The sequence below is a fragment of the Bacteroides faecis genome, from assembly GCF_020091505.1.
GTDB lineage: Bacteria > Bacteroidota > Bacteroidia > Bacteroidales > Bacteroidaceae > Bacteroides > Bacteroides faecis.
In genome coordinates, this window is the sequence record NZ_CP081916.1 from 3,347,555 (window position 1) to 3,360,081 (window position 12,527).

A 12,527-nucleotide genomic window follows, 5' to 3' on the forward strand; every position below is an offset into this window, starting at 1 on the left:
AGTTCTTGTTCTTTCTAGCAGTGAAAAAAGTAAATACTGGCTTTTACTGTAGAATAATGCATAAAAAACTATTTTGATAGGATCCGTAGCTGATGGCTCGCTATTTTTGGATGTCATATATCCTAATCTGATGAAAAATAAACTTTTGCTCTCCTTGCGTATTCAACGCAACAAGTTGATACATACTAGCGAGCAGACACAAATCGGAAACCACTATATCCTCGTCAGTGGCTTGTTGCAGGAATCTTTAATTTCTTCAATTTTTATTTTGTAATATTGGCTGCTTTAACTTAATCCATAAACACAACATAGGTGTATCTTTGAATTTAGTTAAACACACATCAGCATCATTTAACGTTAGAAATCTATTCCAATTGTCAGCTTTTAATAGAGGGATTTCTACTGCTTCATCGAATAAAGTAAAGGTAGCTCCCATATCATTAAACACTCTAACAATCCTATTAGTTATAATCTCTAATTCTTTCGCCAGAATAGGTTGCTTCAAGTCGTTGTTCTTATGGAGTATAATAACCGTCTCATCTTTTGATTTTCTTTCTATCATGCAGTTAAAATATCCGAAGTATTTATAAGAAGTACTCAGGTAAGTTAAAAATTGCCCAGATTTTGTTTCGACTCTAGTTACTTGCCTTGTAATATAATCGCTAAGAACTTCATCAAAATATTCACGCGCAGATTTTTTATTGTTATTTATTGCTTCATCAAATTTTTCTATAAACTCATCTATTGAATATACTTTAGTGTTGAAATTGAAAAGTTTGTATAATGTTTTGCTCTTGAGGCGCATACCTTCGTCATCACTAACCATGCAATCGCAGTATGAGCCGAAGAAACTGTGGTAACAGTCGACTTGCATATTTCTAAACTTAACCTTCTTCCGGGTTTCTTTATTAACTCCAAATAGATCAAGAAGTATATATGACATATAATATACCGTTGCAAAATCAGTGTATGATAATCCTGTTTGAGTTAAAGAGGCTTGAATAATATCTAGAAAGGATAATCCTAATGGAGATGAGGCTAACTGCTCGTTAAAAATATTTTCACCTTCCGCTTTAATTGATGTCGGATTATATCTAGCAATAGTATTGTCTCTCATAATTTTGTATGACTCCTTATTCTCATAAAAATAGTGGGAGACGAATTTCATTAATGATGTAAAAGTTGATATGTCCATTTGGAGTTCATCGACTGAAATTGGGGCTCTTTTTTTTAGCCAATCAAAATCTAATTCACCTTTTAAATCCTTAATGCTAATATCAACAATGTTATTGATAACATTCCGCTGTTCTTCTGTTATTTGTGAAAAATCAAAATTTTCAAGCCAAGAGAAATCCTCTATTTTGCCTATAGTTTCGAAAGCATTGCGTGGGGATTGCTTTATAACTTCCTGTTTATGGTTTTCGTATATTAAATGATATCCACTTACTATCGATTGCATATATTCCATTTCAGTATATTTAATATCCGTTTTATCATCTTGCAAATCAAATAAATGAGCATTTGAGTAGAAGAAAATAAACTCATCTTTGTGAGATAATATCTTTTCACGCAAAAGAGAATACTTTTCTTCTTTTGCATTAAATAGATGACTGAAAACTTGTTTATCCAAATATATTGTAACCATAAATTGTAAAATAATAACGATTTGTTTGTTGTTTTTACCTTCTTCAATACTAAACCTTTTCGTTGTATTTCTGGAAGATTTTTTTTAATCTTCTTTGTCTTAGGAAGTTTGAAAGAAGGGTTAAATAGAGTAACAGATTGGCAATCGTTTCTGGGCTTTGTTGTGCATTGCTATCAATATCACTCTCTTTAGTACAAAATTACGAATAAAAATCAGAAGCACATCACCCCGTCCTGTGTTTTTTACGTGGAGGTCTTTTTGCCATCACCAAATAAATCCGGTTTAAGCGTAATATCAATTCTTAGTGAATTACCGACTATTATTGCTGGAATTTATACTTCAATCCATACTTCTTCCAGTTTGCTATACAGTGTTGTACGTTCGATTCCGAGCAGTTCGGTGGTAACCTTTCATTTTCTGTTTGCCTGTTTCAAGGTACGGAAAATCCTCTCTTTGTTTTCAGCGTCATTGCGCAGGGCGAAGCTGACGGATGAGGTTGCTCTCGTCATGGTAAGCTCCAGGTGCTCTTTCGTGACAAGATCTGTCTGTACCTGTAACACCGCATCCATAATTTTCTGTCGAAACTTAAGGACATTGCCCGGTCACGCATGGGCAGTAATGTCTTATTGCGCACGTCATGGATTTGCGACCCTTACTCCCAGTAGGCGTATTCTCGTTGAGAGTATAAGCCGAGTATTGCGGCATACGAAATTATCACTGCATAGAAGTATGTTATGATAACCATCTGAAAAATAGACCTGGATTTGATAACGTTTGGCAACAGACTTAACCAGTCATCTACTGAAATCTCAGTGGCTATATTACTCATGGAACGAACAATTATAACAATCAGAGAAAACGGCAGAGTGAATATCCCGAAGGGTAATGTATGGATGTCAGAAATGGAGTTGGTGGTGCTGTTCGGAGTGATAGCTCAGGTATTCCAAATTGTCATCAGAGTGATATACAAAAGTGAAACACTCACCCCTATGACAACTCAACAATGTACTGTTATTACTTTTACAAGTTGGAAGATATTCTACAATCATGAAATTATTATTGTCCTTGTGTTTTAGAAGAATACACTATTTCATCCACAAGTTATATTAAAATGGTCATTTACTACATTTTCAGTTTGGGAAGAAGTGATGGGAACAGATTGACTTACTACACAAACATAAGATAACACATCCGTCTGCCTCACCGCTTACCGTTGAAACCTTAAGAGAATTTTATGTGATTCGATTATTGTATTTAAAGATAGGCGTTATAAAATTGGCTCATGGTACATATTAGGGTAAGTATAATACTTATTTTTAGCTTTAACCTCATTCTTACATCAATTTATACCTCACCTAGGCAACCTTATTTAACTGTAACCACCACTATCTATGTATCTGTCATTCATTGGTAAATAGAAAAAATGTTTTTTTCAAATATAATCAAAACTAAAAAATGGCTTATTCTATTCATTGAAAACTGAAAGTGTTTTTTTAGCCATTTCGATTCGCTGATTAAAGAATATACGAGTTTTTTCCCAAGAGTAATATGGGAAACAAGAGGTTGATATAGGAAGCGCTGCTGCTTCTTCATTTAACAGAATCTTAACCCAAATTCTTTGGTCTCTGTCACGATAGAAAAGCCACTGTACATTAGCGGCCATTGGAGATATTTCATAATCCTTCCAATAGACTGAAACGGAATCGGGCCGGCAAACCTGTACATCAGTTTTTTCTATGCCCATCAACGACACAAAAGGTATAACTGTTTCTGCATGAGCAAAACGAAAGTTAGCCTGATAATCGGATTTCCCACTTATCACCTCTTGAGCAGAACGAATGAATTCAGAAAGCAAAGGCCAAGCGATTGCAACCGGTAACATCTTACCGACAGGTGCAGAGCTCTTACTCATATATTGTCGCAAATTCTGGGTTTGCCAATAACGATGCCATTCATCAAGTGTAAAAAGGTCTTCCAAATTTAATGGGATGCTTGTATCAGGAAGAATAGCCGCAACAGAAAATAAAGCCATGACAAATTCCTCTGCCTCTTTATCCAGATATTGTTCCGGATTAAGAAGAAACTTCTTCATTATAGGAACTGGAGATATTTTCTTGTGTACAAAAGCTTTGTATATAGGAAGCCAGTCACCTTTCTCTTTATAATTGACATAAGATTTATTCAGATCAAAAAAACGAAGGATATGATTATATTGTTTTCCTTCACTTCGCTGTACCTGTAAAGCTGGATTATGCCTTATCATGCAAGAAAGAAAAGCGTCCATACTATTTATGCTGCGGGGAACATAGGTTGCTATTGCTTCAATCTTGGCAGAATTGCTGAATAGTTGAGGATAGTTCCTTATCATACGTCCGGCAATTCCTTCTTGTTCCGTCTCGCCCAACTTTGACAATTTTCCCCATTGACCGTCAAATAATCTGGATAAACGTCGTATCATAGAGAGTAAAGCCATGCCTTCTGAGGTCAGTCCATTCTCTTGTTGGGCTGATACCAATACCTTCTCCACTTTGTCTAGGGCTTTTCTTGAAGTTGGGAAGCGGGCTCCATGTCTTCCCAGATGATTTATATAAAATGGGGTCATACCATCCCGAAAAGTAATGGACGAGTCTGTCCTATTAGGATAGGGCATGGCCGTCCCTGCATACTTCTGTATCTTAGTTTGTCCCCATATAACAGGAAAAGTGAGAGACATAAAAGTCAAAACAAATAATAATCTTTTCATATTATACCTACTTAATTCATAGGCTATAACGATAAAAATGAGGATTATGTTTGCTCAAAATCAATCTTAAGACATCCAAAATCTTCATGTCCGCAAATAGTTGAACAAACGAATAAAATACGAACCAATAATGATTATCACTATATGAAGTTACTAAAATGATTGAAAATTAGAATATTCTTTTATTAAATAAGTGGTTATCCAGATGATATATTCAGCAGATTCATTTGTTTGTCACTATTTTAAACTTTATATTTGCATAAAGAATTAATATCTATATTAAAGAACTGATTTTAACACAGAATAAATGGACAGCCTTTACTTATAAAAACAAAATGGGCGAAGTATTGAATTATATAGAATTATATAATTTTTATTGAGAAAACATTATGGAGAATACACAAGAATCCACTCAAGTGCCTTCGGCGCAAATTGAGCAGGTATCACAATTTCAAGAATCCTTAACTCCGACCTTGCTGAAGGAGAATGAGTCCGCTTATGAGTCTGTCCGTGATTTACGGGAAGCACTCAAGGCTGAGGATGTTTTGAATATTGCCCTGACCGGTCCTTATGGGTCAGGAAAAAGTTCTGTATTACACACTCTGATGTATTTGAAAGATGAAAAATGGAACTATCTGCCCATATCCTTAGCAACATTGGATGACGACAAACATCAAAAAACAAAGGATGAAGAAACGGAAGACCAACAAGAACTTCTGGATAACCAAACCAGTGAAAAATCTACAGGTAAAGATAACTTCGATGACCGGGATAATGAAAACTATAAAGAAATACTGAACCGAAGAATAGAATACAGCATTCTCCAGCAATTAATTTACCGAGAAACGATTGATACTCTACCCAATTCACGCTTCAAACGGATCACACACATTACCCCAAAACATATATCGAAATTAGCATGTGGTTTTATCGGAACGATTCTTGCATTTGCAATCCTTTTCGAACCTAGTTGGATGAGAATTGACTCGTTTTATCGTGTTTTCAGTCAAGGATTTGTTTTTAACCTAATAGGGGATATTGTGGCTCTGCTATATCTGTTATTTGTCTTATATACAATAGCACAATATGTTATCCGGATATATGGCAGTACCAAACTGAATAAGCTCAACTTTAAAGACGGCGAGATTGAGATTAAAGACGAAAACTCCATTTTCAACCGCCATCTAGACGAGATTCTGTATTTCTTCCAGGCAACTGATTATGACGTAGTGGTCATTGAGGACCTAGATCGCTTTGATACCCCCGATATCTTTCTGAAATTGAGGGAACTCAACTTCTTACTAAACAATTCGGCTGTCGTAGGACGAAAGATAAAATTCATCTATGCAGTGAAAGATGATATGTTCAAGGATTCCTCCCGGACAAAGTTCTTTGATTATATAACCACTGTCATTCCGGTTATCAACCCTTCCAACTCGAAAGACAAACTGAAAGAAGAATTGGAAAAGAGAGGGCATAAGGAGGAGATCAAAGCTGATGATTTGGAAGATATAGCCTTTTTCATAGATGATATGCGCTTGTTGAAGAATATTGCAAACGAGTATCACCAATACCACAAGCGGCTTTTTGTCAACGGTACGGAATTAAGCCACTCAAAACTACTGGCCATGATTGTGTATAAGAACTATTATCCTGATGATTTCTCAGCACTACACAACAGACGTGGAAAGGTTTATCAATGCGTATGTCATGAAACCAAACAGGAACTCACCAAGTTTGCGCTCCAGATATTGAACAAACGGAAGGAGGAGATGGCCAAACGTCGCGAAACAAAGGAAAGGAACCGACACCTGAAGGCAGGTGAATTGCGAATGATTTATGTAAACGGATATGTTACCCATATCAACGGCAATCTAATTTCTATAAAGATTAATGATAACTATTATGAAACGAGTGCTATATGGAAGGATGAGGATTTATTTAATGAGCTCATCCAAAAAGAGAGAATAGAATACAAATATTTTAATTCATATAGTATTTATACATCCCATACAAACATCCGCTTTAGCGAAATAGAGAAAAAGATTGATCCAAAAACATCTTATGCCCAACGGTTAGCCGCTATTACAACAAAAGACAAAGATTTAGCCAGGGAAGAGGAGGAACTGAAAAAGGAAGAATATCGTATCAACAGTTTTTCTTTGAAGCAACTGTTTATGCAGTTTAAGATGAATGAATGTGAAGCTTTCCAGAAAATCAAATTGGCTCCAATGATGGATCTCTTTATCCGGCGTGGTTATATTGATGAAGACTATTATGACTACATTTCTTATTTCTATCCGAACACGATTTCTCAGAATGACCGTCTTCTGCTTATAGCCATGAAGCTGGACAAAAGTCCCGAATATAATGCCAAGATAGACAAGATACAAAGTTTTGTTGCACAATTACCAACCTATGCTTATCTCAGTGATAGCGTGCTTAATATTAATCTGTTGGATTATTTGGGCAAACATACGAACATCGAACGAGAACGGTTCCTTCTATTCATGGCACGATTGGAACAACCCGTAGCTAAAATGGATTTTCTGGCCCAATATTACAAAGAGGGAAAACAAAATTATAATGTGTTTAATCACTATATCAATTGGAACGTCAATGATAGCTGGACTTCGGTATTGAACTGTGAGTACAGAGACATTCTGATCGAAGCATGGTTAAAGTTTTGTGAGAACAGCCATATAGGTGAGTTTCAAAAAACATGGTTGAAAGATAATTATGATTACTTAGCAAACAGATACGATTGCTTTGACGATAAGAAAATCAACTTTATTGCCAGTGTATGCTGTTATGAGGAATTGACAAATACTTCCAAACCCTTGTTGGAACTTATTATTAAAGGTGACAGCTATACTTTGACGAGACACAACATAAGCTTATTACTGAATCATATCAGCGATAGAGCAGGTGCAAATGAAAACAATATCACCCTAACGCGCATCAAAAGAGTCGGACGGAAAGACGTCATTGAAAGGATACAAGAAAATATGGAAGAATGCATTCAAAATGTCTTCCAGAATATATGCGATGAAGATGAAGAATCCATGCTGGAGATTTTAAATAACAAGGAGGTTAAAATGGAGGTTAAACAGAAATATCTCAAGACCCATATTAATCCTATCAATGATGTATCTAAGGTGAAAGATGACATGAAAGGTTTAGCATTTGGACTGGATTTACTAGTACCTAACTGGGATAATATAACCAATTACTATGTACAAAACGACTGTAATATAGACGATGTCTTATGGGCATATTTAGATAAACATGCGGAAATACTGGGAACAAGAAGATTTGCAGGAAGTGAGCCACATAAGCATTCGCTATTTAATAATATTATGGGTAGTAACCGGATTAGTATTAATTCCTACAAGCAGATATTCTCAGCCTTCCTGTGTAAAATGGATCTGAATGAGGAACTTTTAAATTTGGAAGATGAGCGAATCAGCTATTTAATAGATCAGAATAGCATTGAGTATACGGAGGATAATATCCGATACCTCAGCCGTCATAGTGATATACTCTATGGCAATTTTCTGTTGCATCATAAAAATGAGTTTTTAAAGGACAAAGATAAAATAGCTTATAACAAAGACCTGGCTCTCTGTTTGCTTGGTAGCTACAAGTTATCCGGCAAAGAAAAATCAGTTGTGCTCCAACAACTGAAAGCAACTTCCATAGATGTCAGTCAGAAACTCGCCAATATTATCTGTGAAATATTAACAGATTATGAAACAGAAATAGATTATGACCTGCTGAAAAAGGTTCTTGTCAAGGCATCCGTATTAGAGAAAGCAATAACAGTCATTTATCATACTATCAGACAAAACCAGGATAACCATGATGTGATTGATGAGCTATTGGCATTGTTGCCATTACCCTACAGCAAGATGAAGGAGAACGGAAAACACCCAATTATACCCGACACAGAACTGAACCGAAGCCTTTTATCATTATTAAAGGAGTGTAACTATATATCGTCTTTCTCCAAAGATAAAAACGGATTGAAGGTCAATACGAGAATTATCAAACAGTAGGAACAATTTTATGCCTTATAGAAAAAGACACGTCTTCGAAAGAAACTGAATTATCTAATAATTTGTAAGCTGAAGAAACTTTAGTTCCAAACTGCAGAAACTAAAGTTTAGCTCATGGAAACAATGTATTTCGATGTAACTCTCTAAAGATGAGGAAAATACAGAGAGTTTAAAAGATGGTAAGCCCCCGATAAAGTACCCGTATAAAAAAGAATCGCTATAGCAAATCGAACAAAGCTATAGTGATTCTGTATTTATATTCTTGTTTTTCGTTAGAGTATTATTAGAGTTCTTTGGAGTTTCCCGATTCCCAGCAATGGGGTAGCAGCTCTTTTAGGTCTTTCTCCTTGTTGGCTGCATAATACGGCAATAGTGCAATCACCTCCGTGAGCCATTCCCGGGGGTTAATGTTGGAGGCTTTGCATGATGCCAAGAGCGAACAGATTATGGCAGTGTTCTGCGCGGCTTCATGGTTTCCACAAAATAAGAAGTTTTTTCTTGATAAGGCTATCGGACGAAGGCAGTATCCATAATTTTGTGTAAATAGAAACGGGATTCAGTTATAAGTTCTCTTATATCTGGATTCTGTTTTCAAAAATAAGCATAAATTGGTTCATAATCAATCCCCAGTTAGTAATCGGCATTGTCCATTTCTTCTCAATCTCCATCAAAGCGAGGTATACCATTTTCTTCACAGCATCATCCGACGGGAATGAAAGCTTTGATTTAGTGTACTTTCTGATTTTTCCATTCAGATTTTCAATGAGATTTGTTGTGTAGATTATTTTCCTGATTTCCAATGGAAACTGGAAGAAAACAGTCAGGTCATCCCAGTTATTCCTCCATGAGAGGATGGCATAAGGGTACTTCCCTCCCCATTTCTTTTCCAGATTATCCAGTTCCACGGCAGCAGCCTCCTTGTTGGGCGCGTTATAGATGTTCTTCATATCGGCTGTAAACTCTTTCTTGTCCTTGTAAACGACATATTTACAGGAGTTCCTGATTTGATGTACAACACATATTTGCGTGGAAGACTGAGGAAATACGGCACGTATGGTGTCGGTAAACCCGTTCAGGTTGTCAGTGCAGGTAATCAGTATGTCCTGTACTCCGCGGGCCTTCAAATCTGTCAGGACACCCATCCAGAATGAAGAACTTTCTGATTTTCCCACCCACATGCCAAGGACTTCTTTCAAGCCGTTCTGTTTCAGACCGACACAGAGATAGACAGTCTTGTTGATGATTTTTCCGTTGTCACGAACCTTGAATACAATACCGTCCATCCAAACGATGAGATAGACAGGATCCAAAGGGCGGTTCTGCCATTCCTGAGCAGCCTGGTTGACTTTGTTCGTAATGATGGAAATGGCTGATGTGGACAGTTCTATTTCATAGATTTCACGCATCTCCTCTTCAATGTCGGACACGCTCATTCCTTTGGAATATAGGGAGATAACAAGTTTTTCTATGGAAAGCCCACGACTCTCGTGTTTGGGAACAACTATGGGATTGAATTCACCGTTACGGTCACGGGGAATAGGTATGACCGCTTCACCGTGTTCAGTTTGGATTTTCTTGGGGTAGCTGCCGTTACGGGAATTACCGCTGTTATGACCGGAAACCGAATTCTTCTCATAACCCAGATGCGCATCCATCTCACCTTCAAGCATTTTCTCCAATACCTGCGCGTGTAACTGCTTCAGAAACTTGCTGACATCAGCTTCTGTCTTGAACTGGCTAAGGAACTCCTTACTTAATACCTCATCAGGCACTACATGATTCTTCTCTTTCATAATTTTCTTCATTTTGCAAAGCTATTAAATAAAAAATACGGAACCCATACTGAATCCCGTATTTTACATTTACACAAAATATTTTATAGTGCCCGGACGAATCGCATTTTCGGCCAGATTATTATCTATTTTAAGCCTGCCGTCTTTCAGATAATTCCTCATACGTGGCCAAAGTTGATACGCGTAAGCGATAGCTTGCCCCATCCGGCTTTTAGGAAGCACTTTCGGATAGGCTGTTTCCATCCATTTTTCCAGTTGCTCAAGTATGGGAAGTGCCTGTTCCTGTCTTCTAAGCATGCGTTGCTCATAAGTGAGTTCCTCCTGGTCGGCAATCTGTTCGATCCGATAGAGTTGCTGTATTTGAGCCAGAACATATCCGGCCAGGGATTCATTCTCTTCTTTGGCAACCTCGTAATGTCGCCTTATGTGGGCAAGGCATCCGACAAGGCACACCTCTTTCTTACCCTCAAAGATGTTGTAGGCCGCATAGCCGTCACTTTGAAGATATCCTTTGAAGGTTTGTAATAATTTCCAGGCTGTTTCCTGTGAGCGGGAACCGTCATCATAATGAAAGAAGACCAATCCATCCATAACCGCCCTGACTATCCACAAGTATTCCTTAACCGCTTTATGATTCTGTTTGTTGATAACCGGTAATGTCGTTTCGTCCACCTGGATATAGTCGGCCTTCAATACCTGTTTCTTCAACTCTTCATAGAGAGGTTTAAGTAATTCACAGGCAGGTTTGAACCACCCCTGAAGCGTGTTTTCCGAGATCTTCAGGCCTAAATGGTGAAACTCACGCACCTGACGATAGAATGGTACATGATATTCATATTTTTGCAAGAGGATTTCAGTGAGCAGGCTGGCACCGGGAAGTCCCTTGTAGATAGGCAATAGCGGAAGAGGGGCTATAATAACACTGCCCTGATGCCCCTGAGGCAAACTTATATTGTCTTTCAGGCCATACTTGGGACGTATGATCTCTTTTACGTATAATTTGCCCGGTTCAAATTCAAGTGTACGTGTGCGTTCCTCGCCTATGCGCTTGTATTTATCCGGATCGACTCCTTCGGGTTCTATGACAATCTCCACTACAGGAAGGCCATCCAACATGTTGCGGTTCTGACGCACTTTCTTTTTGGGAGTCGTCGAGCAGACAGGTTCTTGGGCTGCGGCTTCTTCCGGTATTTCGTGTTCCAACGGCTGAACAGGTGGATCGAACAGTGATAGCTGGTTCGGATCCAGATGGGCTAATTTCTCGCTCTTACGGCCGAATAACTGACGATTTAACCAGGCTACCTGAGCCAGCAGTTCCTGAAGCTTATTTTGCAGCTGTTCGTTCTGCCGGGTCAGACGCTCGATTGACTCAGACTGGGAGCTATTAGCCTGCTGGAGTGTGGCCACCAAAAGTTCTAATGTTTCTGTCTGAGTCATTCGTCATACCTGTTTTGAACAATACAAAAATACAGAAAAGCAACCGTATAATCAAGGTTTCACCTGCTGTTTTTCAGTACTGCATGTCACTTTTTCGTAACGCTTTCAGACGTTTGAGCCTTTTGGAAGGTTCGTCGTTGATTCCCTCTACCATCAGAACCAGGTCACGCCACTGCATAGGGTACGACTTGCTTTCTTTGTCATAAGAGGGAAGGCGGAAAGTGCCTTCTTCAAGTCGTTTTATGTACAAAACCAGTCCGCCATCTTCCGCGTGTAGCAGTTTCATTGTAGTGCGCTGGCGGTTGATAAAGATAAACACATCACCTAAACGGACATCATATCCCATTTTATCATGAACAACCCCGCATAATGAGTTCATACCTTTACGCATATCTGTCTTACCCGGACAGAGAAAGTAGCGCATCGTGTCATTCAGGCAAAACATGGCGATTGCAGAGTTGAGTGAGCAATTGCATGGCCGCCTGGGATTCAGCCATACCACTGAAGTGGGCGATAATACCACCGGGGAACTCTATCCGGATCTCACCCGTTTGTATAGCGCCACTATCACAGGCAGAGTGGGAAGCAGGTGAAGAGGTGAGGCTAACCGGTGCAAACTCCTCTAAAGAGGAAGAATGCCTATCCATATGATAACGCCTCGATAGGCCAAACTTTCCTTTCCAATAGTAAAAGCTTGATTCGGTATAGGCTTCATTTATACAGAAGTCTTTTATCGTCAAACCGCTACGCTGTTGACGAGACAGGATTTCAATGAATTCTTCTTTACTCATTTTTTGCATAGTCTTTTTTCTGGCAAAGATCGAGACTTAAAGATACAAAGACAACGGGTA

At 38.3% G+C, this 12,527-nt stretch carries 7 protein-coding genes and 3 pseudogenes; 2 read left to right on the top strand and 8 right to left on the bottom strand.

Annotated features, from left to right (window positions below; translation table 11 throughout):
* Positions 1-256: 256 nt before the first annotated feature.
* Entirely contained in the window at positions 257-1,645 is a 1,389-nt protein-coding gene (locus tag K6V30_RS12935) for a hypothetical protein (RefSeq protein WP_015532704.1), read from the bottom strand.
* Between the two features lie 319 nt (positions 1,646-1,964).
* A pseudogene (locus K6V30_RS12940) lies at positions 1,965-2,247 on the bottom strand (sigma-54-dependent Fis family transcriptional regulator); the annotation flags it as partial.
* 225 nt (positions 2,248-2,472) lie between these two features.
* Here K6V30_RS12940 and K6V30_RS12945 point away from each other — a divergent pair.
* A complete protein-coding gene (locus tag K6V30_RS12945) occupies positions 2,473-2,721 on the top strand; it encodes a hypothetical protein (protein ID WP_009040028.1) in 249 nt (82 codons plus the stop codon).
* Between the two features lie 389 nt (positions 2,722-3,110).
* Here K6V30_RS12945 and K6V30_RS12950 read toward each other — a convergent pair whose 3' ends face one another.
* On the bottom strand, positions 3,111-4,388 hold the full coding sequence (locus K6V30_RS12950; RefSeq protein ID WP_057099050.1) for a histidine-type phosphatase: 1,278 nt from the start codon (positions 4,386-4,388) through the stop codon (positions 3,111-3,113).
* Positions 4,389-4,777: 389 nt separating this feature from the next.
* Between K6V30_RS12950 and K6V30_RS12955 the strand changes: the two genes are divergently transcribed.
* On the top strand, positions 4,778-8,446 hold the full coding sequence (locus K6V30_RS12955) for a YobI family P-loop NTPase (RefSeq protein ID WP_149921751.1): 3,669 nt from the start codon (positions 4,778-4,780) through the stop codon (positions 8,444-8,446).
* Positions 8,447-8,729: 283 nt separating this feature from the next.
* On the opposite strand, the pseudogene K6V30_RS12960 reads toward K6V30_RS12955, so the two are convergent.
* The 5 genes and pseudogenes from K6V30_RS12960 to tnpA all read right to left on the bottom strand — a co-directional run.
* Positions 8,730-8,966: pseudogene (locus K6V30_RS12960) on the bottom strand (transposase domain-containing protein); the annotation flags it as partial.
* A 52-nt stretch (positions 8,967-9,018) separates the two neighbouring features.
* Positions 9,019-10,239 carry an IS256 family transposase gene (locus K6V30_RS12965; RefSeq protein ID WP_233550293.1) on the bottom strand — a complete coding sequence of 407 codons (1,221 nt, stop codon included), beginning with the start codon at positions 10,237-10,239 and terminating at the stop codon, positions 9,019-9,021.
* Positions 10,240-10,332: 93 nt separating this feature from the next.
* Positions 10,333-11,676: pseudogene (locus K6V30_RS12970) on the bottom strand (IS66-like element ISBthe6 family transposase); the annotation flags it as partial.
* Between the two features lie 73 nt (positions 11,677-11,749).
* Positions 11,750-12,121 (bottom strand): IS66 family insertion sequence element accessory protein TnpB, encoded by a 372-nt coding sequence (tnpB, locus tag K6V30_RS12975; RefSeq protein WP_015531149.1) that lies wholly within the window; start codon positions 12,119-12,121, stop codon positions 11,750-11,752.
* A complete protein-coding gene (tnpA, locus tag K6V30_RS12980) occupies positions 12,105-12,476 on the bottom strand; it encodes an IS66 family insertion sequence element accessory protein TnpA (protein WP_005805145.1) in 372 nt (123 codons plus the stop codon). Before tnpA ends, tnpB begins: the two co-directional genes overlap by 17 nt.
* Positions 12,477-12,527 lie beyond the last annotated feature (51 nt).

Coding starts and splice junctions, on each gene's coding strand:
- K6V30_RS12950 (WP_057099050.1), bottom strand. CDS start 4,388: ATGAAAAGATTATTATTTGTTTTGACTTTTATGTCTCTCACTTTTCCT.
- K6V30_RS12955 (WP_149921751.1), top strand. CDS start 4,778: ATGGAGAATACACAAGAATCCACTCAAGTGCCTTCGGCGCAAATTGAG.
- K6V30_RS12945 (WP_009040028.1), top strand. CDS start 2,473: ATGGAACGAACAATTATAACAATCAGAGAAAACGGCAGAGTGAATATC.
- K6V30_RS12935 (WP_015532704.1), bottom strand. CDS start 1,645: ATGGTTACAATATATTTGGATAAACAAGTTTTCAGTCATCTATTTAAT.
- tnpB (WP_015531149.1), bottom strand. CDS start 12,121: ATGTTTTGCCTGAATGACACGATGCGCTACTTTCTCTGTCCGGGTAAG.
- tnpA (WP_005805145.1), bottom strand. CDS start 12,476: ATGCAAAAAATGAGTAAAGAAGAATTCATTGAAATCCTGTCTCGTCAA.
- K6V30_RS12965 (WP_233550293.1), bottom strand. CDS start 10,239: ATGAAAGAGAAGAATCATGTAGTGCCTGATGAGGTATTAAGTAAGGAG.